This window comes from Candidatus Spongiisocius sp. (assembly GCF_965221825.1).
Classification (GTDB): Bacteria; Actinomycetota; Acidimicrobiia; order Spongiisociales; family Spongiisociaceae; genus Spongiisocius.
The window spans coordinates 603,704-625,809 of sequence record NZ_OZ244917.1 but is presented as its reverse complement, the minus strand read 5'-3'; the positions used below and the strand labels follow the sequence as shown (position 1 = coordinate 625,809).

Below are 22,106 nucleotides of genomic sequence, written 5' to 3'. Positions count from 1 at the left end.
ACGGGACGGATGGCAGACAGGGCGAACTTCGAGCAGGACGCGATGCAGTACGCACATCCCCTCTACTCGGCCGCCTTGCGCATGACCCGCAACCGGGCCGATGCCGAGGATCTGGTGCAGGAGACCTTCCTCAAGGCCTATCGGGGTTACGATGGCTTCCAGGAGGGGACCAACCTGCGCGCCTGGCTGTACCGGATCCTGACCAACACCTTCATCAATCGGTACCGGCAGCAGCAGCGCCGGCCTCACGAGGTCGATCTGGACGGGGTGGAGGGCCTCTATCTCTACAAGCGGGTGGCCACGGCCGAGACCGATCGAGCGGCACGCTCGGCGGAGGACGAGGTGTTCGAGAAGCTGGAGGGGTCGGACGTGCGGCGGGCGATCGACAAGCTGCCCCGCAAGTACCGGATGCCGGTGCTGATGGCCGACCTCGAGGGATTCTCCTACAAGGAAATCGCCGGAATGCTGGAGATTCCCATCGGAACCGTGATGTCCAGGCTCCATCGCGGAAGAAGGGCGCTGCAGAAGCTATTGTGGCATACGGCGGAGGAGCGGGGGTTCCGTACCACCGACGGGGAAGGGGATTGATGCGCCGTAACTCGTGTTTCCGGGCCGCGTCCAGGCTCTACTCCTATCTCGACGGCGAGATACGGGCCATCCGGCGGATCCGGATCCGGCTGCACCTCAGGCAGTGTCTGAACTGCGAACGCGCCTACCGATTCGAGAAACGGCTACGCGGGTTCATCCGTGAGCGGGCCCGCGTCGAAGCTCCTCCCGAGGTGGTGGAGCGTATCCGCCGCCTGATCCGCGAACGCTCCTCCTAGTTTCACCGCCCCGTGGACAAGATGGGGGAGTCGTGGCGCACCCGGGTCCGAGCCTCCGCCACGGGCCCGTTCGGCCACATCGAATACCCGCTTCGCCACACACTCGACTTCCCCGGCGACCCGGGCGTGTGCGGTCCCGGGTCCGCATCCTGGTCGGTGATCTCGGACGTGGCCGCCTTCGTGGGCGGCATCAGAGCCTTGCTGATCCAGAGCGCCCATCCGGAGGTGGTTGCAGGGGTCGCCGACCACTCCCGCTACCGGGTCGATCCGCTGGGCCGGCTGTCCCGGACCTCCGCCTACGTCACCGCCACCACCTTCGGCGCCTGCCCGGAGGTGGAGCGCGCCGTCGAGGCGGTCCGTGGTGCGCATGACCGGGTGGAGGGAACCTCCCACCGCGGACGGTCCTACTCGGCAGCCGCTCCGGACCTGTCCGCCTGGGTGCACAACGTGCTGACCGATTCGTTCCTGGCCGCCCACCGGGCATTCGGGGCGGCTGGCTTGACCTCGGCCGACGCCGACCGCTTCGTGCGGGAGCAGGCCCGAATCGGTCGGATGCTGGGCGCCGAGCCGGTGCCCGAAGAGGCGGCCTCGCTTTCCCGCTGGGTGGGGGATCATCCGGACCTGGCTCCTTCACCCGGGATGCGGGCGGCGGTGGACTTCCTGGCGGACCCGCCATTCGACCGCGTTCAGAAGGTCGGTTACCGGCTCCTCTACCTCGGGGCGGTCTCGACCATTCCCGGCCGGATCAGACACTTGCTCGGGATACGGCTGCGGCGGGGCAGCCGTACGGCCGGCGCCGCGGGGGTGAGGCTGCTCCGGTCCGTGCTGGGGTTCTCGCCCACCTGGAACCTGGCGCTGATCCGCACCGGCAGCCCGGTTCCCGAGGGCGTGTTCCGCCAACCCCTCCCCGTCGACATCCCGCCCGGCTGGCAGTCACCCGACCGCGGGGACGAGTTCCATCGGTGAGGCTGGTACAATCGTTCGCCATGGCAGGGGCGGGACAGACCAGGGCGTTCAAGGGGTCCGTCGCCTGGTTGCTGGTGGGGTTGGTCGTCTGCGTCTGGCTGGTCGCTTCCCCCCTTCAGGCCGGTGCGGCTGAGGAGACCCCGGCGGCAGATGTGCCCGTGCCTGCCGTTCCGGTTCCCGACGATCCACCTGCGGAACCCGAACCCGAATGGTCCTACCGGTTCCTGGTACCGGCCACGCTGCTACTCGGTACCGCCGCGGTGGTCGGCGCCATCATCATGTACTTCGTGAGGGTCACCAAGAACCGCTACCGCGTTATCAGGTGAGCCCGCCGAGGCCGCGCAGGGCCCGGCTGCCGTGGGACCCCGACTGATGCAAGCCGAGCACCATGCCCGAACGCTGCGTGTGGCCGGATACCTGGCGGGCTCCTATCCGCTGGCCGACAGCTACCACCTGGCCGGTCTCGAGTCGATGGCCCCCACCCTTGTCAGCCGAGCAGGCGCCATGGTCGAGGAGGAGACCGGCTTTTCCGGCCCGGGCGAGCCCGGCGTGCTGGTCATCGACCGGCTCACCTGGGTGGAGCGCAACCTGGCCTTCTTCGCCGAGTTGCTGCGTCCGGTGGAGGAGAGGTTGGAGGAGCATGCCGAGGAGACCGGGTCGGGCCACCGCCTTGCCGGACTCCTGATGGCGATGGAGACCGGAGCCGTGCTGGGGTTGCTGTCGCGGCGCGTCCTGGGCCAGTACGAACTCCTCCTCCCATCCGATGATCGGGCGGACCAGATCTGCCTGCCCGCGCCCAACATCCTGGAGATGGAGAGGAAGTTCCAGCTCCGTCCCGGCGATTTCCGGTTCTGGGTGGCGCTTCACGAGGTCACGCACCGGCTCCAGTTCGTGGGTGTTCCCTGGCTTCGGGAGTACTTTCTGGGCCTGGCCAGAACCCTGGTATCCCAGTCCACGCCCGAGGATCCGTCGCGCTTGGAGATCCTCATGTCCCGGGCGGGCCAGGCCATCAAGGAAGGCAGGCCCCCGGTGGGAGAGGCCGGAGTACTGGGCTTGATGGCTACCCCCGGCGAGTTGGAGCACCTCGACCGCGTGCAAGCGCTCATGTCGCTGGTCGAGGGACACGGGCATGTGGTGATGGACCGGATCGGGCAGCGGCATCTGGCCACGTGGAAACGGATGTCCGACCTCTTCACCCGCCGACGGCACAATCCCCGTGTCAAGGCGCTGTTGCGCCTCACCGGGTTGGAGATGAAGCTGCGACAGTACGACGAGGGACGCGAGTTCATCCTGGCTGTGGAGCAGCGGGCCGGATGGTCGGCGGTGGACCGGGCCTGGGAGTCTCCCGAGACCCTGCCCACCAGAGCGGAGATCAAGGCCCCCGAGGCGTGGTTGGCTCGCGTCGCGTAGGGCAACTCGGCGCCGAGGTCGTCTCTCTGGTCGGCCGGGCGCTCGGCGACGGGTCCGGCCCGCTGGTGGTGGCTCTGAGCGGAGGCGCCGACAGCGCGGTCCTGGCGTGGGCGCTCCGGGAGTGCGGGTGGCGCCACCGGGCCGTGCATGTCCACCACGGCTGGCCCGGCTCGGATCGGATGCAGTCGGCGGCCAGGGCAGTTGCGGACCGGCTCGGCCTCGAGTTGGCGGTCGTGGCGGTGGACACGTCCCGGTCGGGCTCGCCCGAGGCCGTGGCCCGCGAGGCGCGCTACCAAGCCCTCGAGCGCGGGCTCGGCACAGGGGAGCGGATCGTCACCGGCCATACCCTTGACGACCAGGCCGAGACGGTACTCGGCAACCTCCTGTGGGGATCCGGGCTGGACGGGCTGAGAGGTATCCACCGGCACCGTCCCGCTCTGGTGCGTCCCCTGCTCGACGTGACCCGGACGCAGATCCGGGAGCTGGCTGCATTGCTGGGGTTGCCGTTCGCCGACGACCCGGCCAACCAGGATGCTTCCTACCGGCGGGTCAGGATCCGGCGCGCCCTGGCCGGATGGGAGCGCACGCTGGCCCCCGGCATCGGCCGGAGGCTGGCCGATCTGGCACGGCTGGTCGAGACCGACCTGGCCTTCCTCGACCGGGCGAGCGCGGCCGGCCGGGTGGAGAGCCTCGGGGGCTCGGTGCGGGTCGCGGCCGGCGAGATCCGCACGTTGCCGGCGGCCCTAGCGGCCCGGGTGGTCCGGCGGGCCCTGCGGACGATCGGTGAGGGTTACCCGGGCGTCCGGCGTGACGTCGATGTGGTGCTGAGAGCGGCCGTGGACGGCACGGAAGGTCGTGTCTCCGGTGGACACCCGGTAGCCCGGGTGGGGGCTTACGTGGTGATCGGCACCGGGGACCGGCCTGCCGGACCGACGCCGACGCCTCTGTCCGTGCCGGGAGCAACCCGCTGGGGCGCCTGGAACTGGGAGGCCCGCGAGCATCCGGGGCGTCCCGAGGTCTTTCCCCTTTCCCGGTGGCGCCAGGTCTTCGACGCCCGCGCCCTGCCCCGGAGCGGGGCGATGGTCAGGCCGGCAGGGGGTGATGACCGGATCGCCATGGCACGGGGAGGCAAGCGGGTGGCGGACGCGCTGTCCGAGGCCCGTATCCCGCCCGCCGAGCGGCCGGGATGGCCGGTGCTGGCAGTAGGTGGTGAGGTGTTATGGGTTCCCGGAGTCCGCCGGGCTTACCGCGGATGGGTCGACGAGGATACGATGGGGTACGTCGAGGTAGAGGCAACGAGGGAGGGGCGGTGGAAGCCGGTCGGGTCTTGATCAGTGAGGAGGAGATCGCCCACCGCCTGCGCGAGATGGGCGAGGAGATCTCCCGTGACTATCACGGCGAGAGGCTGCTGGTGGTGGGCGTGCTACGGGGGGCCTTCATGGTGATGGCCGACCTGGCCCGGCATATCAGCATCCCGGTGGAGTTCGACTTCATGGCGGTGTCCTCGTACGGCTCGAGTACCAAGTCTTCGGGTGTGGTGCGGATCCTCAAGGACCTGGATGAGGAGATCGCCGGTCGCCACGTGCTCCTGGTGGAGGACATCGTGGATTCTGGGCTCACCCTCGATTACCTGTTGCGAACCCTCAGGTTGAGGAACCCGAGTTCGATCGAACTGGCCACGCTGCTGTTGAAGGAGGGGACTCAACGGGTCCCGGTCGAGGCCAGATACGTGGGCTTCCGGATCGGTCCCGAGTTCGTGGTCGGCTACGGCCTGGACTTCGACCAGCTCTACCGCAACCTTCCCTATGTCGGGGTCCTGGACGAGCATTCGCTATAGGTGAGGCCCGCAAGGCGGTGGGGAGCGCCCCCGTGGTGCGGATTACATCTTCGTGTAGGCTCGTTTCTCCCGTAGGATGGGGACCGCGAATCTCCGCTACGCCACGATTCCGGGCTCACCGGGTCTCTCGCCGCGCCACGGCAGCAACATGGGGAAGGGATATTGAGTAGGACCACCCGCACCATCGTTCTATACGGTCTCGTGGTGATGGCTCTGGTGCTGCTGGGTCAGCGGTTCCTGAACCAGCCGGCCGAATCTGGCGAGATCGATCTGAACGTATTCGAGGAGCTGGTGGAGAACGGCTCCGTCGCCGAAGTGACCATCCTCGCGAATTCCGACGCCGTGGAGGGCGCGCTGGCCCCGGGAGTCACCGTCCCGGACGTACCGACCGAGTTCCGGGTTCTCTACACGCCGGACTATGAGGGAACGCTCACCGAACTCCTCCTCGGCAACGATGTCAAGGTCGTCATCGATCCCGAGCCCCCCGGGTTCTGGGCTCTGATCGTCGGTTTCCTTCCGTGGCTCCTGATCTTCGGTTTCATGATCTTCGTGATAATGCAGATGCAGAGCGGTGGTAGCCGGATCATGCAGTTCGGCAAGGCGAAGGCCAAGCAGGTGACCAAGGACCAGCCCAAGGTCACCTTCGAGGATGTGGCCGGGCTCAAGGAGGCCATCGAGGAGCTGGGAGAGATCAAGGACTTCCTGGCGTCCCCGCAGAAGTTCCGGGCGATGGGCGCCAAGATTCCCAAGGGGGTCCTCCTCTACGGGCCTCCCGGCACCGGCAAGACACTTCTGGCCCGGGCGGTGGCCGGTGAGGCCGGGGTCCCGTTCTTCTCGATCTCGGGGTCGGACTTCGTCGAGATGTTCGTGGGTGTGGGCGCCAGCCGGGTCCGTGACCTTTTCGAGAAGGCCAAGTCGTCTGCGCCGGCCATCATCTTCATCGACGAGATCGATGCGGTGGGACGGCACCGGGGCGCCGGTCTCGGTGGGGGCCACGACGAACGCGAGCAGACGCTGAACCAGCTTCTTGTCGAGCTGGACGGTTTCGACGTGGCCAGCGGGGTGATCGTGATCGCCGCCACCAACCGGCCCGACATCCTCGATCCGGCCCTGCTCCGGCCGGGCCGTTTTGACCGCCAGGTCGTGGTCGATCGTCCCGATCTCAGGGGCCGGAGGGCCATCCTCGAAGTCCACGCCAAGGGCAAGCCGGTCTCCGAGGATGTGGATATGGAGGCCATTGCCCGCCAGACCCCCGGATTCACCGGCGCCGATCTCGCCAACCTGATCAACGAAGCCGCTCTTTTGGCGGCGCGCCGGGACAAGGAGTTGGTCGAGCCCAGCGAGCTCGAGGAGGCCATCGACCGGGTGATCGCGGGCCCCGAGCGCAAGAGCAGGGTGATGAGCGACCACGAGAAGAGGGTCACCGCATACCACGAGGGGGGACACGCCCTGGTCGGTTTCGCCCTGCCCAACGCCGACCCGATCCACAAGGTGACCATCATCCCCCGGGGCCGGGCGGGCGGCTACACGCTGGCGCTGCCGACGGAAGACCGGAACTACATGCGCCGGTCGGAGCTGACCGACCAACTGGCCATGCTGATGGGGGGCCGGGCCGCGGAGGAATTGATCTTCGTCGACCCGACCACCGGTGCGTCCAACGACATCGAAAAGGCCACCGAGCAGGCCCGGCGTATGGTCATGGAGTACGGGATGAGCGACGAACTCGGTCCCATGAAGTACGGGAAGAACCACGCCGAGGTGTTCCTCGGGCGGGACTATTCGAGCCAGCAGGACTATTCCAACGATGTGGCCGCGGCGATCGATGACGAAGTTCGGGCACTGCTCGGACAGGCCCATGAGGAGGCCAGGCGGATACTCACCACCCATTTGGAGGCGCTGCACCGGCTGGCCGACCGGCTGATCGAGGCGGAGACCCTGGCCGCGGACGAGATCACTGAGATCCTCGCCGATGTACCGAAGTGGGAGGCCAGGCACGGCTCGGATCCCCGCATCCGGGCGCCGAGCGGCAGTCCGGGGCTGGTGGAGGGGGTGGCGGCCGCCAGGGCCACCGATCCGATCTCTCGCTGATCATGAGCGGCCGGGCCATCGACCAGGCTGCGATCCGCGACGCCGTGCGACAGATACTGGAGGCGATCGGCGAGGACCCCGACCGGGAGGGTCTCAGCGAGACCCCGCTGCGGGTGGCTCGCATGTACGCCGAGGTATTCGACGGGATCCGGCGCGACCCCAGGGAGGATCTCTACCGGGTATTCGTGGCCGACCAGCACGATGAGATGGTGCTGGTGCGCGACATCCCGTTCTATTCGATGTGCGAGCACCATCTGCTCCCCTTCTACGGCACCGCCCACGTGGCCTACGTGCCGGACGGCCGGGTGACCGGGCTCTCCAAACTGGCGCGCCTGGTCGACGGTTTCGCCCGGCGGCCCCAGATGCAGGAGAGGCTCACCACCCAGGTGGCCGATGCCCTCGTGGAGGTGCTGTCGCCCCGTGGCGCATTGGTGGTCGTTGAGGCTCGACACCTATGCATGGAGATGCGCGGCGTGGAGAAGCCGGGTGCGGTCACCCAGACCTCGGCGGTCCGCGGACAGTTCCGGCGCAGCGCCGCCACCCGGGCCGAAGCGTTCTCGCTGATCAATCGGGGCCGCGTGTGAGGCGACCGAGGTGGCACGTAAGGGGTGCCGTCCTCGACCCGAACCGGGGCACCATCGTTATGGGGGTGGTCAATATCACGCCCGACTCCTTCTCGGACGGCGGGCGTTACCCGTCGGAGGACTCGGCGGTCGCCTGGGGTCTCCGGATGTGGCGCCAGGGCGCCCACATCGTGGACGTGGGAGGCGAATCCACCCGACCGGGCGCAGCCGAGGTTTCCGAGCAGGAGGAGGTCGGGCGGGTTGCCGGAGTGGTCGAGAGGTTGGTATCCGCCGGCGTGCTGGTGTCGATCGACACGACGAAACCGGGGGTGGCCGAGGCGGCCATCGGGGTCGGAGCGGCGGTGCTGAACGACGTCACGGCTCTCGAGGACCCCGCGATGGCTCGCCTGTGTGCATCCGCCGGGGTGGGCGTGGTCCTCATGCACATGCGCGGCAATCCGCGCACCATGCAAATCGATCCCCATTACGCCGACGTGGTCGCCGAGGTCGGCGAGTACCTGCGCGGGAGGATCGAGGCGGCGGCGGCGGCGGGCGTCGACCCGCGAGCGATCGCGGTCGATCCGGGAATCGGCTTCGGCAAGACCCTTCATCACAACCTGGCCCTGCTCAACGGCTTACCCGAGTTGGCGCAGCTGGGCCGGCCGGTCCTCGTAGGGGTGTCGAGGAAGGCCTTCCTCGGCGCGCTCACCGACCGGCCCGTGGAGGAGAGAGACGGTGTCACCGCGGTGGCGTCGGGTATCGGCGCCATCCTCGGCGCCTCGGTCATGAGGGTTCACGACGTGCCGTCCACACGGGATGCGCTGGCTCTGGCTGACGCTATGGTGGCTGTTATGGATGAGGGTGATGCCGACCGGCAGTGAGCCACGAGACTTCGCCTGGGTTATCCAGGATCGCCTCGCCACATCATCTCGGGTGGGCGGTCAGGGCATCCAGCATCGGCGGGTCCGGCGCGAGCAAGAGATTTCCTGGCTGGTGGAGGCCGGATTCAACACCGTGGTGTCGCTGCTCCCCGGCAACCAGAACGTTCGCAGCTACGAGAGGGCCGGCATAGAGGTCCATCTGGCGCCGGTTGACAACGATCACGAAGAGGAGGCGGTCGCGCACGCCTTCGAGATCCTGGAAAAGGCCCTTGCCGACCCCGACTGCAAGGTCCTCGTCCACCGGGACTTCGTAGACGATACGGTGGGAGGCATCCTGGCCGGGTTCGTGGTCTTCACCGGGCTGGTGGATGATCCGCGCGTGGCGGCGATGGTCATCCAGGAGATCATCGGACGCCCCCTCGGTCCCGGCGGGCGGGCTCTCATACCGTCCCCGGCCTGACTTGCCGCCTTCCCGGTTCCACGATTCCGGGTAGGCGCACTGATGTTCGAACGCTTCACCGACCGGGCCCGCAGGGTGGTGGTGCTTGCCCAGGAGAATGCGCGGCTTCTCAACCACGACTACATCGGTACCGAGCACGTCCTGCTCGGCCTCATCCAAGAGGGGGAAGGAGTGGCGGCTCGAGGGTTGCTGAGCCTCGGTGTCCGGTTCGACCCGGTGCGGAGCGAGGTGGTGGACATCGTCGGGCAGGGCCGCCGGATGCCGTCCGGTCACATCTCGTTCACTCCCCGGGCGAAGAAGGTGCTGGAGTTGAGCCTCCGGGAAGCACTGCAGCTCGGGCACAACTACATCGGTACGGGGCACATCCTGCTGGGTTTGGTCCGTGAGGGCGACGGGGTGGCCGCCCAGGTGCTGGAGAAGCTGGGCTACGACCTGCCTAGGGCGCGGCAGACGATCATCCAGCTCCTCTCCGAAGGCACGGGCGACCAACAGGACCAGGCGAGTGTCGCTCCCGAGGGCAGGGGACCTGCGGCGGCGGATCCTGCCGACTCGATAACACTGCGTGGGCTGCGGGTTCGCGCCCACCACGGGGTCATGGAGCGGGAGCGCGCCGAAGGCCAGACCTTCGTGGTGGACGTCAAGGCCTGTCTCGATCTGTCCGAGCCCGGCACGACCGATGAACTCCGGTCCACGCTCGACTACGGGATCCTGGCGGAGGCGATCCACCGGCGGGTATCAGGTGAGCGGTGGAACCTGATCGAGCGGGTGGCCGAGCGGGTGGCCGATCTGGTCCTCGAGGACGGCCGGGTGGTTCGGGCGGAGGTGACGGTGCACAAGCCGGAGGCGCCCATCGGGGTGGAGTTCGAGGACGTCTCGGTGACGGTGGTCCGGCCACTTCCCGGACCGGAGTTGCCGCCGGAGTGAGGGCGGTCGTCGCCCTCGGCACGAACCTGGGCGACCGGGCGGTCAACCTGGTCGACGCGCTGGAACGCATCCGGGCACTGGGGAGGGTGGTGGCGACTTCGGGCGTGTACGAGACCGCTCCGCAAGGCATGGTCGATCAGGAACCCTTCTACAACACGGTGGTCGTGGTTGAGACCGAACTCGATCCGGTGAAAGTGGTGGATCGGCTTCTCGGCATAGAACGGGAGATGGGCAGGGTGAGAGGACCGCGATGGGGTCCCAGGCTCATCGATCTCGACCTCATCCTGTATGGCGACCGCAGCATCTGCACGGCGTCCGTGGAGGTTCCCCATCCCCGCTACCGGCAGCGCCGGTTCGTCCTGGAACCCCTGGTCGAGGTGTGGCCGGATGCCCGTGACCCGGACGGCACCCCGGTGGCCGATATGCTCGAGGCTGTATCCGGCCAGGCAGTGACTCCTATCGACGTGCCCGGTTGGCCCACCGGGCGTTAACCCCGGTTCTTTCCGGTTCGCTCCTAGACTGCCGGTCGTGATCGGTTTCCTGAAGGCAATTCGCGGGTTGCTGATCCTGGTCGCCCTGCTGCTGGCCGTTATCCCCCTGGTGATGCTGGTCAGCCTGCTGACCGGCGGCACGGGATATGGCGTGTGCGCCGATGGTCTAGCCAGGTGCGACACCGCTTTCCTGACCGGACCGGCGGTGGCCGCCCGCATCTGCCTCGCGCTCCTCATGGTGGCCGCGGCCGTCCGGGTGATCTCCCGCATCGTCAGCCGGGTCGAGAAACACCGCCGCTGGGAGAACGCCCGGTCCCACTACTCGGGCCTGGCCGACTGGACCGACCGCCTTCGTTAAACGCGGAACGGTCCAACCGAGGGGCTTGGCCTGCTATCGCTGCTTCGAGCATTCGCCATCCTTCGGAGGTCAACGGGAGGCTTCGGCTCCCTCCTGTAGCCCGGTCGCTTCCATGATCTCGGCGATGGTGTGGCTCACCAGATACAGGCCCTTGGCGGTCACGCTCCTGGCGCCGTCGCCCGCATCGAGCGATCCGCTGATCACCAGCCGGTTGCCCCTGCGCTCCTCGACCCGTGCCCGTAGATCGACCATCCCGCTGACACCGACCGGGCGCCGGTAGCGCAGTTCCAGCTTCCCCGTCACCGACAGGACCTGCTCCTGGAGGATCCCGGCCCACACAAGGATCTCGTCCAGGGCGGTGGCGGCGATCCCGCCATGGAGGTTGCCGATGGTGCCTTGGAGGTCGTCGCGGGCGTTGAAGGTCGCCACCACGTCGTCTCCCCGGATGTCGAAGTCGTCCAGGTGAAGGCCTATCGGGTTGGCCCGCCCGCAGGCGAAGCACTCGTCGCCGGTATGTCGCCGGAGAGCATCGACTATCCGGGCGACCGGCGGGACGGGTTCAGCCAAACCGGATCACGCCGCCGTCGACCGACACCACCCGGGTAACCGACCAGACCGGCCAACCCCGTTCTTCGATCAGGCGGCGGGCGCCCACCCAGGCCTTCTCGATGGCGAACACGGCCCCCAGCATCTCGCAGCCGAGCTCCTCGACTATCTCGCCCAGCGCCAGCGCGGTTCGCCCCTGGGCGAGGAAGTCGTCGACGACCAGTGCCCTCATCCCGGGCTGGAGCACGTGGCGGCGGATCTCGATCGTGTACTCGAAACCCTTCGTGGCCGACCGGACCTCCTTGCTCACGGCCTCCCTCGGTCCCGGCAGGACGTACTTCTTGGCATAGACCATGGGGAGACCCAGTTCCGAGGCGGCGGTCAGGGCGGGAGGTATCCCGCTCGCCTCGGCGGTGACGATGACATCCGGCCGGAGCGGAGCGGCGATGGCGGCGATCCGGCGACCGAACTCGACCATGACGGTGGGATCGACCCGATGGTTCAGGAAGGTGTCGGCGCTGATGATATCGCCGCTGACGCTTGACCGCTCAAGTATGTAGCGCTCGAGATCCATGCGGGCTGCACAATAACCTGCCTCCGCCTGCCGACCGCTGCCGGGGTCGGTTCAGTCAGGCGGGAGCGACTTCGGTTCGAACGGGCACAGCCCGGCGAGCTCGCAATCCCAGCACCGGGGCTTGCGAGCGCTGCACGTGTCCCTGCCGAACTGGATGATCCGCATAGAGAGATGCTGCCACTCGTGCTTGGGCACGAGGGCCTTCAGGTCCTGTTCGATCCTTGTGGGGTCGTCCTCGACCGTGAGCGACAGCCGGTTGGTGATCCTCCGGACATGGGTGTCCACCGCGATGGCCGGCTGACCGAACGCCTCGGCCAGCACCACCGAAGCGGTCTTGCGCCCCACACCCTTCAACGTCACCAGCTCGGCCATGTCATCCGGAACGACTCCGCCGTACCGATCCACCAGATTCTGCGACAGGGCAATGATCGAGCGGGTCTTCTGCCGGTAGAAGCCGGTGGAGAAGATCACCCCCTCGACCTCCTCGGGGTCTGCGGCGGCCAGGTCATCGGGGGTCGGCCAGCGGGCGAACAGCTCCGGGGTGGCCCGGTTCACGTTCTCATCGGTGGTCTGGGCGGATATGACCGTCGAGACCAGTAGTTCGAAGGGGTTGGCGTACTCGAGAGCCGTCCCGATCTCCGGGTAGCGAGCAGCGAGCCGGTTGACGACACGCCGGGCGTAGCCCCGCTCTCGCGCTGACGGAACAGTCCCGTCAGCCCGTACCTCACCTCTGGCCATGATCCTTCCAGCTTATAGCTCCGGTTCCCCGGCATCGACGGCGGTCACGCGCCCATAAGCTTGCGGATCAGTTCATGTTCCGGATAACCGAAGACGACCGCGCCATCGCGCGCCTGGCCATCCCCGCTCTGGGGGCGCTGGCGGCCGAGCCTCTCGTGGCGCTGGTGGACACCGCCTTCGTCGGACGCCTCGGTGAGGTCCCCCTGGCGGCCATGGGGGTGGTCACGGGCATCCTCGGCCTGGCTTTCTTCGTATTCATCGCCCTGGCCTATGCCGGAACGCCGCTCATCGCCCGTGCGATCGGGATCGGCGACCGCAACCGGGCGGCGCAGCTGGCCGGCCAGTCCCTGTTCGTGGCGGCCGTGCTGGGGGCGGCCGGGCTGGTCCTGGTCGAGGGCGCCGCTCCGCAGCTGGTCGGCCTGATGGGCGCCGGTCCGGATGTCGCCCCCCACGCGGTCTCCTACCTGCGGATCCGCGGCCTCGGCCTGCCCGCTCTCCTGATGATCACCGTCGGCCACTCGGTGTACCGGGGAGTGGGCGACACCCGGACCCCCATGTTCATCAGCATCGGCCTCAGCCTCGTCAACCTGGTTCTCGATCCCGTGTTCATCTTCGGATTCGGATGGGGACTGGCCGGCGCCGGCTTCGCCTCGGTGATCGCCCAGACCCTGGGTGGCGGGGCCTTCTCCTACTTCTTCCTGACCGGGCGGACCGGGCTGGTCCTGCGGCGGGTCCGTCCCAGGTGGAAGGACCTGCGGGAACTGATCGGCGCCGGAACGGCTCTCTTCGTGCGGACCTCGGCGATCGTGGCCGCACTCACGGTGGCCGTGGCGGTCGCCGCCCGCCTTGGCGACACCGAGGTGGCCGCCCACCAGGTGGCGGCGCAGGTCTACATCTTCCTGAGCCTGGTCGTGGATGCGGTGGCGATCGCCGCTCAGAACCTGGTGGCCGGCCATCTCACCACCGACCGGGCGGCCGCCTGCCGCTTCTCGCAACGGATGCTCCTCTGGGGACTGAGCTGGGGTGTGCTCCTGGCGGCGGTGTTCTGGCTGATGCGTCACGACCTGCCCGGGTGGTTCACCACCGATCCGGCGGTGACCGCGCTGGTGATCACCCTGATGCCGATCGTCGCCCTGAGCCAGCCCCTCAACGGCCTGGTCTTCGTGCTGGACGGCATCATGATCGGCGCCACGGAGTTCACATACATGGCCAAGGCGATGGTCTTCGCCGCGACGGTCGGATGCTTGCTGATGCTGATGGCCGGATCGATCAGCGCCGTCTGGTGGGCGCTGGTCGCCATGAACGTCCTCCGCCTGGCGACCCTGTACCGGCGCTACCGGTTGGTGGTCATGTGACCCATCTCGTCGCCGAGTGTTTCGGGAATGACCAGTTGGGCGAGCATCGCCACCACCACCCCCACCCCCAGCCCGGTCACGGTCAGCGGCAGGCTCCAGGTCTCGATCGTCGTTCCGGCGATGGTGAGCCCGATAATCGACCCGAGCACGGCCACCGTATGCAGCCATTGGGTGGCGGTGGCCCTGATGGCGGTGGGGAACAGCTCGGTTCGCTGGGCGGCGCTCACGGGGATGGCGGCCGAGCTGCCGAAGGCCGACAGCGTGGCGGCCACGATGAGCAGGTCCTCGCTCGATGCCCAGTAGAAGCCGATCCCGCCTGCCAGTCCGATGACCAGCGAGAGGAGGATGGCCGGCTTGCGTCCCAGGGTGTCGCCCATGCGCCCACCGAGGAAGAAGCCGGTCCCCCCCAGCGTGCCGCCGATCAGCAGGATGCGAGCCGCCGCGGAGGAGGTCAGACCGAGACCGTTGACGAGACGTTCGAGAGCGAACGTGACCGCCACGGCCGAGAAGGCGCTTACCGAGAGGCTGTAGATGCCGGCCAGCCAGAAACGTCCGGCAAAGCGACCGAAAAGGGGGGCGAATACGCGGCCGCCGCCGGTATCGAAGCGGAACACCCTGCTCTCCTCGACCCTCCCCCTCAGCCACAGGTAGATGGGCAGGCCGGCCACCGAGGCGGCGAAAAGGAGGCGCCATCCGGCCTCGCTCGTCTGGGCGATCGGTAGGGCGAGGAGTCCCGCTCCCGATCCGAGGGCCACGGCGGTGGAATAGAGGCTGATCGCCCAGGCCCGGTTGTTCCAGTTGACCTGCTCGGCCAGCAGGACCGTGGCCAGCATCGCCATCGCTGCCGAACCCATGCGAGCGACCACCTGCAGGGCGGTGTACACGGTGGGGGAGAAGGCCGCCGCAGTGGCGCCGGTGGCCACCATGAGCATCACGTACGCCGCCAGGAAGGGACCTCTACGTCCCCAGCGGTCGCCGAACACGGCGTACACGACGGCAACCAGGGAACCGATGCGGGCGATGGCGAACAGGTAGCTCATGTCGGCCTTGGAGAGCTCGAACGTGAGCCGGACGAAAGGGAGGGTGTTGACGGCCTGGGTCTGCACGTATCCCTGGAACAGGCCGGCCAGATACATCAGGCCCAGGAGCCGCCAGTCATCCCGGCGGTATCCGGAGACCGGCCCGAACATGCGAAGGAGCGATCTCAAGGCCTCGATCCCGAGGTCGGGCCCACGATGGGCGGATAGGGGTGATGGTTCGGGCCCGTTGGGGTGAGCCGACCCGGTGTCGCAGGAACCATCACCGACAGGTTACCCCGTGACCCCTCGCCGCCGGCGTTCCGATCGCCGCCCCGGCGGGTCGACCCGTTTCACATAGGCGATCGAACCGAGGAGGCGGTCCTCGGGTATGTCGTAGTAGGCACGGAGAACGCGCTCGGAGTCGGCGGCCGGCCGGTAACCGCTCTTCTCCAGGACGCCGCGGGCCTTGTAGTTGGCTGTGTAGGTGCCGGCCACGATCATCCCGACCGAGTCGGGCGAGATCTCCTCGATATGGCGGATCAGGGCGCCTGCGACCCCGCTCCGCTGGTGCTCGGGAAGGACGTACAAGTGGCGAATAAGCAGCACGTCCCCGATGGGCTCGCTACCGGTAACTCCTACCAGGCGCCGGTCCGAGAAGGCGCCCCACCACGTCATCCGTTCTGCCTCGGCATCCCAGCCGGACTCGTCCATCTCCGGGCTGTGGAGTTCCTCCGGCGGGAGGAACTCCCGGTACCAGTCAGCCGCCGTGTTGATCACCTCGACCGCCGCCCTCCGTTCCGCGGATCCCAACTCCCGGATCGCAGGGCCGGCATCTGCGGGCGATGGCAGGTCGGGCGGGATCAACGGACCTTCCCCGGGCGGGTGACAATGCGGGACCGGCCTTGGCCGGTCCCGGCTAACGGTACACGTTGGGACCGTCCAAATCCCCCCATCGCCGGCAGGCCGGTGGTGGGTGACTCCGCGCCGGGCAGGTCGTGCGATCTTGCGGTCGATTGCCTACTATGAGAACCCGTCAGACATGGCCGAGCGGCTAGGAGGCGGAGTTCCGGATGGTCAAGATCGTGCATATCGTGGGGACGGGGACGATCGGGGAGCCCTTGATCGGTCTCATGGCCGACAACCGGGAAGCCTTCGGTATCGACGAGGTGACTTTTCACAAGAGAACGCCCCTGCTTCGCGAGCGGGGCAAGGTCAACGATCTCGTGAGCCGAGGTGCTCATCTCTCGGTCGACCAGGATCGCTGGGCCGGATTCGAGGAGTTGGGTCACGCCCCCAAGCTGGAGGCCTGGGAAGCCATCGAGCGGGCCACGGTGGTCGTCGACTGCACCCCGGCGGGCAACGAGAACAAGGAAAAGTACTACCGGCACGCCTCCGGCCCCGGCGGGTTCCTCGCCCAGGGTTCCGAGTTCGGCTTCGGCAAGATGTACGCCCGGGGCATCAACGATCAAGCTCTCGAGCGGGACGAGGACCGCTTCCTCCACATCGTGTCATGCAACACCCACAACATCGCCGTGCTGCTCAAGACCCTCGGATTCGATGCGGACGGGACCAACCACATAGTCGAGGGATCCTTCCTCTGTATCCGGCGGGCCAACGACATCAGCCAGACCGGCGGGTTCATCCCGTCACCGGAGGTGGGTACCCATTCCAAGGGGAGGTTCGGCACCCACCACGCCAAGGATGCCCATCACCTCTTCCAGACCATCGGGGAGGACCTCGACCTGTTCTCGTCGGCGATCAAGGTCAACAGCCAGTACATGCACGCACTGCATTTCGAGATCGTCCTGGATCGGGAGGTCACTACCCGGGAGGCCCAAGAGCGCCTCATGGAGAACCCGAGGGTGGCGGTCACCTACAAGCGTTCGGCCGGTGAGATCTTCTCCTTCGGGCGAGATCACGGTTACTACGGGCGCATCCTCAGCCAGACGGTGGTTCCGGTGGAAACGCTGGCGGTGCGGGGCGGCAACCGTATCGTCGGGTTCTGCTTCACTCCCCAGGACGGCAACCCGATGCTCTCCACCGTGGCCGCAACCCTCTGGTACCTCCATCCGGACGGCTTCGACGACCGCCTCGACGTGCTGGCCCGCTACGTGTTCCAAGAGGTCTGAACTGTCGCTGGTTCCCCGGACCCCTGGCCGCCGCCGACCAGCGAGGATGAGGCGACCGCCGGTTCTCGCTGCCGGTCTGGCGCTGGCACTGACCACCATGGCCCTGCTGCCGGCGGGCGCGGCCGTATCGACGGTGCTACCCGGCTACGTCGAAGAGAGCCGCTCGTTCGCGGATGTCTCGCCGGACGGTCGCCGTGCCGCCATGATCGAGGCCCTCGACGCGCTCGGGATACTGGAGGGGACCGAGTGCGCAACCGGACGATTCTGTCCGGAGGCGCCGATCGAGCGCCGGGTCATGGCGGTCTGGCTGGTCCGGGCGGTCGACCACCAGGACGAACCCGATCCCGTCCCCGGCCGTTTCACGGACGTTGGCGCGGAGGCTTGGTGGTCCGGTTACCCCGAGCGGCTCGCCGAGTTGGGCATCAGTCAGGGATGCGGCGCGAACCCGGCGCGTTTCTGCCCTTTCGACGCGGTCACGAGGGGGGAGATGGCCAGCTTCCTCACCAGAGCGTTCGGACTGGAGCCCGCCGAAGCGGCAGGTTTCAGCGACCTTGCCGGGACGGTGCATGCCCCGAACATCGACTCGGCGGTGGCGGCAGGGTTGGTGAACGGCTGTTCCACGGATCCGCTCCGCTTCTGTCCGGACGAGTCGGTGACCAGGGCCGAGATGGTCGAATTCCTGGCCAGAGCCTTCGACCTGGCGCCTCCGGCAATCTACGCAGAGGTGGCGGAGGAGCATGGGATCCTCCACCTCATATCCGGGTACACCACCTATCACGACTGCTGCGCGGCTCGGGTCACCAACCTCCAACTCTTCTCCGACACCGTTACCGGGACGGTGGTGCAGCCGGGCGAGCGGCTGAGTCTCAATGGGCTGGTGGGCCGCCGGACCGTCGAGAAGGGATACCTGCCGGCGGATACCTGGGTGGTGGATCGGATGTCGGACACGGTCGGCGGGGGAATCAGCCAGTACGCGGCCACCATGTACAACGCCATTTTCTGGGGAGGGTTCGTCGGCAGCTCCTACCGGCCCCACAGCGTGTACATCCCTCGCTACCCGCCCGGTATCGAGGGAACCCTCGACTATCCCCACATCGACCTGGTATTCCGGAACGACACCGAGAGCCCGGTCCTGGTGGTGAGCGACTATACGGACACGTCCCTGGCGGTGAGACTGTACGGCGACAACGACGGGAGGGCTGTGATCGGGGAGTGGAAGGACGGTTGGCACACCCTGGAGGTGGTGACGCCGGGCGGGCCGGACGCCCGGGTCGTCACCGGCGAGGTCTCCCGTCCCTACCGCTATGTCGACCCGCCCTCGACCCGGTACATATCCAACGCGGAGTTGGAGGTCGGTGAGTCGATCGTGCTCCAGCCGGCTCGGAAGGGCTGGACCGTGCGTATCGACCGGACCGTCACCGCCAGTGGCCGGGACAGGGATCAGTCGTGGTGGGTCAGCTACAGACCGGTCCGTGCCATCATCGAGGCCCATCCCTGCGTGATCAGCAACAGTTGCCCCGCGGAGGAGGAACCGTCCGGGGAGGACGGGGAGGACGGGAACGGAGACCAGGACCCGCAGCCGGTCTGAGCCTCCGCAGGGCGCTTCGACCACCCTCCTAGACTCCCCGCAGTGAGGTCGAGCACCAGTCCCAGCATCCACATAACCACCCTTGGCTGCTCCAAGAACCAGGTCGATTCCGACAAGGTCTCGGCCATGCTCCACCAGGCCGGCTACCGCTCCGCCGTATCCGCCGAGGAAGCGGATGTGGTGATGGTCAACACCTGCGCCTTCATCGAGGCGGCTCGTGCCGAGTCGGTCGACACCATCCTCGAGCTGGAGGACGCCAGGGCAGAGGGCGCCCGGATGGTGGTGATGGGCTGCATGGCGCAACGTTTCGGCACCGATCTGGAGGAGGCCCTGACCGGAGTCGATGCGGTGGTGGGCCTTGACCGCTACGGCGAGCTGGTGGGCATGCTCGACTCGATGACCGGCTGGGCGCCGGTGCGGCTGGGTCCCCGGCGCTCACCGATGGACATCCTCGACCTGGCGCATCGGCCCACCCCGGTCTTCCCGTATGCGTACGTGAAGGTGGCCGAGGGATGCGACAAGACCTGCGCCTTCTGCGCCATACCGCTCATTCGAGGCAGCCAACGGTCCCGGCGTCCCACCTCCATCCGGGACGAGATCGAGCGGCTGTGCCGGGTCGGTGTCTCGGAGATCGTCCTGGTCGCCCAGGACCTGGCCGCCTACGGGCGCGACATCGGGGTGGAGACCAGGGATACCATCGTGGACCTGCTCCGGTTCGTCTCCGATGTCGATGAGTTGGCCCGGATGCGCCTGCTCTACCTCTATCCCACCGAGATCCGGCCTGCCCTGATCGAGGAGATGGTCACCAACCCCAAGCTGGCGGCCTACTTCGACCTCAGCCTCCAGCACGCCGCCCGCCGCCTGCTCCGGTCGATGCGCCGTCCCGGCAGCACCGCCAGCCACCTGCGCCTCATCGCAAGGATCCGGGACGCCGAGCCGGAGGCCGCGTTGAGGTCCTCGTTCGTCGTCGGCTACCCCGGCGAGACCGACGACGACGTGGACGAGCTGATCGAGTTTCTGGGCGAGGCCGAACTCGACTGGGCCGGCTTCTTCCCGTACTCGCCCGAGTCCGGCACGGCGGCCGTAGACCTGCCGGGCCGGATAGACCCGGACGAGGTGACCGACCGGGTGCGGGAGCTGAGCCGGGTCCAGGACGAGATCACAGCCCGGCGCAACGCCGAGCAGGTGGGCAGGCGACATACCGTCCTGGTCGACCAAGTGGAGGACGGGGTGCCGGTGGGACGTTCCTACCGGGAGGCGCCCGACATCGACGGCATGATCTGCCTGGACGCCGGAAAGCCCGGCGAGTGGTTGGAGGTCGAGATCACGGGCAGTTACGAGACCGACCTCACCGGCGAGGTCCGCCCCCGGGCCGCCGAGGATCCGGTCGGGTTTAGGAGCCCGGAGTGATCGTAGAGGTGCTGGCGGTCGGGACCGAACTCCTGCTGGGCCAGACAGTCAACACCAACGCCGCCTACCTGGGGGAGCGTTTCGCGGAGCTGGGCCTCGACGCCCACTACCAGGTGGTGGTGGGGGACAACCACGACCGCATGGTGGACGCCATCCGGACCGCTTTCGAACGGGCCGACGCCCTGATCATCACCGGCGGCCTCGGGCCCACCCAGGACGACATCACGCGGGTCGCCATCTGCGAGGCAACCGGGCGCCGGATGCTGTTCAGCGAGGAGCAGGCCGTCCGCCTGAGGTCCTTCTGGGATCGCTTGGGCCGGCCGTTTCCCGAGAGCAACCTGTGCCAGGCCGAGTATCCGGAGGGCGCCGAACAGCTCGTCAATCCCCGAGGAACCGCTCCCGGCCTGTTCCTGGAGCACGACGGGGTGTTGCTCTTCGCCCTGCCGGGGGTTCCGGCCGAGCTGTACGGGATGCTCGACGACCATGTCCTGCCCCGGCTTCGCGCGGCCACCGGCACCGGAGAGGTGCTGGTGAGCCGGGTGCTGCGAACCTGGGGTCACGGCGAATCGGCGGTGGCGGATCTGCTGGATGACCTGTACCGCGCCTCCTCCAACCCGTCGGTGGCCTTCCTCGCTTCGGCCGGTGAGGTCAAGGTACGCCTGTCGGCCAAGGCGAGTTCCGAGACGGATGCGATGGCGCTCATCGGACCGCTCGAGGAGGAGGTGCGCCGCCGGATGGGAGAGTCCGTCTTCGCCACCGACGATGAGACCCTTGAGCAGATCCTCCTCGACGAGCTGCGGGTGAGGGGATGGACCATCGGTACGGCGGAGTCCGTCACTTCCGGGATGGTGGCCGCCCGGCTGAGCCTCCTACCGGGGGCGTCGGAGGTGTTCCGGGGCAGCGTCATCGCCTACGCCTCCGACGTGAAGAGGGACACCCTCGGGGTGCCTTCGGAGACGATCGAGGCCTATGGGGTGATCGGCGCCGAGACCGCCGTGGCGATGGCGCAGGGAGCGGCCGACGTCCTGGATGTCGATGTGGCGGTGGCCACCACCGGCGTAGCGGGTCCGGACTACCTGGGTCATCCAGCGGGGACGGTCGCCGTGGCGGTGCGTACTCCCCTCGATACCCGATCCAGGCTCCTGCGGATGCCCGGAGACCGGGAGAGGGTCCGGGCCTATGCCACGACCACAGTGCTCCAGCTGGCCCGGCTCGGCATCCTGGGCGAGTGGTGGGGGGAGTGATAGCCCCGTCCCTGAACCGCTACTTCGTGGCCCTGTCCCTCCGACCGGAGATCCGTTTCGCCGTGAGGGACTGGCGTGACGCTCTGGACCTGCCGGGCCGGCCGGTGCCGCCGGAGAAGTTCCACGTCACCTTGCGGTTCGTGGGGCGGGCCGACCGGGTCGGGCAGGAGCGGGTCATGGGGGCGCTGGACGCCGCCGATCTCGGCCCGTCCTTCCCGTACCGGATCGGCGGGCTCGGGGCCTTTCCGAGGCCGCGCAAGGCGACGGTGGCGTGGGCCGGGTTGGAGGGCGACGGGGGCAGGTTGTCCGTGCTGGCCTCAGTGGCCGATGAGGCGGTGGCCTCGGCCGGGTTCGGCCACGAGGAACGTCCCTTTCGAGCCCACCTCACCCTGGCGAGGATCCGGCCCCCAATGGACCTCCGTGCCGCGGTAATCGCCGCCCCTCCCGCCAGGATTCGCGCCTGCGCCACCGAGGTGGTGTTCTATCGGAGTCGCACCGCGGGTTCCCGCACCACCTACCACCCGTTGGAGAGGTTCTCGCTGGCCCGAGCGGGGTAGGAGGGGTGCAGAAAAGGCGGGGATGGGTTGGCGCGCGATGCGACTGCCTGGGGGTTTTGTCGGTGACTGGCAAGCCAAGCGGAAATGCTGGTGTTACTCCGAGCCGCCGTGTAAGGTAGAATGCGAACATTTGTTCGTGACACC

At 67.9% G+C, this 22,106-nt stretch carries 25 protein-coding genes; 20 read left to right on the top strand and 5 right to left on the bottom strand.

Going from position 1 to position 22,106, the window contains the following annotated elements; genetic code table 11:
* The first annotated feature begins 9 nt into the window (after positions 1-9).
* The 14 genes from ACOQPD_RS02920 (at position 10) to ACOQPD_RS02855 (ending at position 10,802) form a co-directional block, all read left to right on the top strand.
* Entirely contained in the window at positions 10-588 is a 579-nt protein-coding gene (locus ACOQPD_RS02920; protein ID WP_420613409.1) for a sigma-70 family RNA polymerase sigma factor, read from the top strand.
* Entirely contained in the window at positions 588-824 is a 237-nt protein-coding gene (locus ACOQPD_RS02915) for a zf-HC2 domain-containing protein (protein WP_420613408.1), read from the top strand. Before ACOQPD_RS02920 ends, ACOQPD_RS02915 begins: the two co-directional genes overlap by 1 nt.
* Positions 825-845: 21 nt before the next feature.
* Positions 846-1,790: an oxygenase MpaB family protein gene (locus ACOQPD_RS02910; RefSeq protein ID WP_420614422.1), complete on the top strand. Its 945-nt coding sequence runs from the start codon at positions 846-848 to the stop codon at positions 1,788-1,790.
* Positions 1,787-2,116 (top strand): hypothetical protein, encoded by a 330-nt coding sequence (locus tag ACOQPD_RS02905; protein ID WP_420613407.1) that lies wholly within the window; start codon positions 1,787-1,789, stop codon positions 2,114-2,116. Before ACOQPD_RS02910 ends, ACOQPD_RS02905 begins: the two co-directional genes overlap by 4 nt.
* 46 nt (positions 2,117-2,162) lie before the next feature.
* A complete protein-coding gene (locus tag ACOQPD_RS02900) occupies positions 2,163-3,200 on the top strand; it encodes a zinc-dependent metalloprotease (protein ID WP_420613406.1) in 1,038 nt (345 codons plus the stop codon).
* Positions 3,179-4,531 (top strand): tRNA lysidine(34) synthetase TilS, encoded by a 1,353-nt coding sequence (gene tilS / locus ACOQPD_RS02895; RefSeq protein WP_420613405.1) that lies wholly within the window; start codon positions 3,179-3,181, stop codon positions 4,529-4,531. The genes ACOQPD_RS02900 and tilS overlap by 22 nt, the downstream gene beginning before the upstream one ends.
* Entirely contained in the window at positions 4,510-5,037 is a 528-nt protein-coding gene (gene hpt / locus ACOQPD_RS02890) for a hypoxanthine phosphoribosyltransferase (protein WP_420613404.1), read from the top strand. Before tilS ends, hpt begins: the two co-directional genes overlap by 22 nt.
* Positions 5,038-5,199: 162 nt before the next feature.
* Positions 5,200-7,125, top strand: a complete 1,926-nt coding sequence (gene ftsH / locus ACOQPD_RS02885; RefSeq protein ID WP_420613403.1) for an ATP-dependent zinc metalloprotease FtsH — start codon at positions 5,200-5,202, stop codon at positions 7,123-7,125.
* 2 nt (positions 7,126-7,127) lie between these two features.
* Positions 7,128-7,709 carry a GTP cyclohydrolase I FolE gene (folE, locus tag ACOQPD_RS02880; RefSeq protein ID WP_420613402.1) on the top strand — a complete coding sequence of 194 codons (582 nt, stop codon included), beginning with the start codon at positions 7,128-7,130 and terminating at the stop codon, positions 7,707-7,709.
* Entirely contained in the window at positions 7,706-8,569 is an 864-nt protein-coding gene (gene folP, locus ACOQPD_RS02875; RefSeq protein WP_420613401.1) for a dihydropteroate synthase, read from the top strand. Before folE ends, folP begins: the two co-directional genes overlap by 4 nt.
* Complete coding sequence (locus ACOQPD_RS02870; protein ID WP_420613400.1) at positions 8,553-9,029, top strand: hypothetical protein; 477 nt, start codon at positions 8,553-8,555, stop codon at positions 9,027-9,029. The genes folP and ACOQPD_RS02870 overlap by 17 nt, the downstream gene beginning before the upstream one ends.
* A 42-nt stretch (positions 9,030-9,071) precedes the next feature.
* Positions 9,072-9,953, top strand: coding sequence for a dihydroneopterin aldolase (gene folB / locus ACOQPD_RS02865; RefSeq protein ID WP_420613399.1), 882 nt, complete (start codon positions 9,072-9,074; stop codon positions 9,951-9,953).
* Positions 9,950-10,444 (top strand): 2-amino-4-hydroxy-6-hydroxymethyldihydropteridine diphosphokinase, encoded by a 495-nt coding sequence (gene folK / locus ACOQPD_RS02860; RefSeq protein ID WP_420613398.1) that lies wholly within the window; start codon positions 9,950-9,952, stop codon positions 10,442-10,444. The genes folB and folK overlap by 4 nt, the downstream gene beginning before the upstream one ends.
* Positions 10,445-10,481: 37 nt before the next feature.
* Positions 10,482-10,802: a hypothetical protein gene (locus ACOQPD_RS02855; protein WP_420613397.1), complete on the top strand. Its 321-nt coding sequence runs from the start codon at positions 10,482-10,484 to the stop codon at positions 10,800-10,802.
* 69 nt (positions 10,803-10,871) lie between these two features.
* Here ACOQPD_RS02855 and ACOQPD_RS02850 read toward each other — a convergent pair whose 3' ends face one another.
* From ACOQPD_RS02850 to nth, 3 genes are read right to left on the bottom strand one after another with little or no spacing between them, the layout of a single operon-like run.
* A complete protein-coding gene (locus tag ACOQPD_RS02850; RefSeq protein ID WP_420613396.1) occupies positions 10,872-11,369 on the bottom strand; it encodes a PaaI family thioesterase in 498 nt (165 codons plus the stop codon).
* Positions 11,362-11,922: a phosphoribosyltransferase family protein gene (locus tag ACOQPD_RS02845; RefSeq protein WP_420613395.1), complete on the bottom strand. Its 561-nt coding sequence runs from the start codon at positions 11,920-11,922 to the stop codon at positions 11,362-11,364. Before ACOQPD_RS02845 ends, ACOQPD_RS02850 begins: the two co-directional genes overlap by 8 nt.
* 51 nt (positions 11,923-11,973) lie before the next feature.
* Complete coding sequence (gene nth / locus ACOQPD_RS02840; protein WP_420613394.1) at positions 11,974-12,660, bottom strand: endonuclease III; 687 nt, start codon at positions 12,658-12,660, stop codon at positions 11,974-11,976.
* 74 nt (positions 12,661-12,734) lie between these two features.
* On the opposite strand from nth, the gene ACOQPD_RS02835 reads away from it, so the two are divergent.
* Positions 12,735-14,015, top strand: a complete 1,281-nt coding sequence (locus tag ACOQPD_RS02835; protein WP_420613393.1) for an MATE family efflux transporter — start codon at positions 12,735-12,737, stop codon at positions 14,013-14,015.
* Here ACOQPD_RS02835 and ACOQPD_RS02830 read toward each other — a convergent pair.
* Positions 13,994-15,223: an MFS transporter gene (locus ACOQPD_RS02830; RefSeq protein WP_420613392.1), complete on the bottom strand. Its 1,230-nt coding sequence runs from the start codon at positions 15,221-15,223 to the stop codon at positions 13,994-13,996. The two genes, ACOQPD_RS02835 and ACOQPD_RS02830, sit on opposite strands and share 22 nt — an antisense overlap.
* A 102-nt stretch (positions 15,224-15,325) precedes the next feature.
* On the bottom strand, positions 15,326-15,898 hold the full coding sequence (locus ACOQPD_RS02825) for a GNAT family N-acetyltransferase (RefSeq protein WP_420613391.1): 573 nt from the start codon (positions 15,896-15,898) through the stop codon (positions 15,326-15,328).
* Positions 15,899-16,104: 206 nt separating this feature from the next.
* Between ACOQPD_RS02825 and ACOQPD_RS02820 the strand changes: the two genes are divergently transcribed.
* Genes ACOQPD_RS02820 through thpR form a run of 5 tightly spaced genes read left to right on the top strand, consistent with a single transcriptional unit; the run spans position 16,105 to position 21,962 of the window.
* Positions 16,105-17,163: a hypothetical protein gene (locus tag ACOQPD_RS02820; protein WP_420613390.1), complete on the top strand. Its 1,059-nt coding sequence runs from the start codon at positions 16,105-16,107 to the stop codon at positions 17,161-17,163.
* 46 nt (positions 17,164-17,209) lie between these two features.
* Positions 17,210-18,751: a VanW family protein gene (locus ACOQPD_RS02815; RefSeq protein ID WP_420613389.1), complete on the top strand. Its 1,542-nt coding sequence runs from the start codon at positions 17,210-17,212 to the stop codon at positions 18,749-18,751.
* Between the two features lie 42 nt (positions 18,752-18,793).
* Positions 18,794-20,161, top strand: a complete 1,368-nt coding sequence (rimO, locus tag ACOQPD_RS02810) for a 30S ribosomal protein S12 methylthiotransferase RimO (RefSeq protein WP_420613388.1) — start codon at positions 18,794-18,796, stop codon at positions 20,159-20,161.
* Positions 20,158-21,405 carry a competence/damage-inducible protein A gene (locus ACOQPD_RS02805; protein ID WP_420613387.1) on the top strand — a complete coding sequence of 416 codons (1,248 nt, stop codon included), beginning with the start codon at positions 20,158-20,160 and terminating at the stop codon, positions 21,403-21,405. The genes rimO and ACOQPD_RS02805 overlap by 4 nt, the downstream gene beginning before the upstream one ends.
* Complete coding sequence (gene thpR / locus ACOQPD_RS02800; protein ID WP_420613386.1) at positions 21,402-21,962, top strand: RNA 2',3'-cyclic phosphodiesterase; 561 nt, start codon at positions 21,402-21,404, stop codon at positions 21,960-21,962. The genes ACOQPD_RS02805 and thpR overlap by 4 nt, the downstream gene beginning before the upstream one ends.
* Positions 21,963-22,106: the final 144 nt, after the last annotated feature.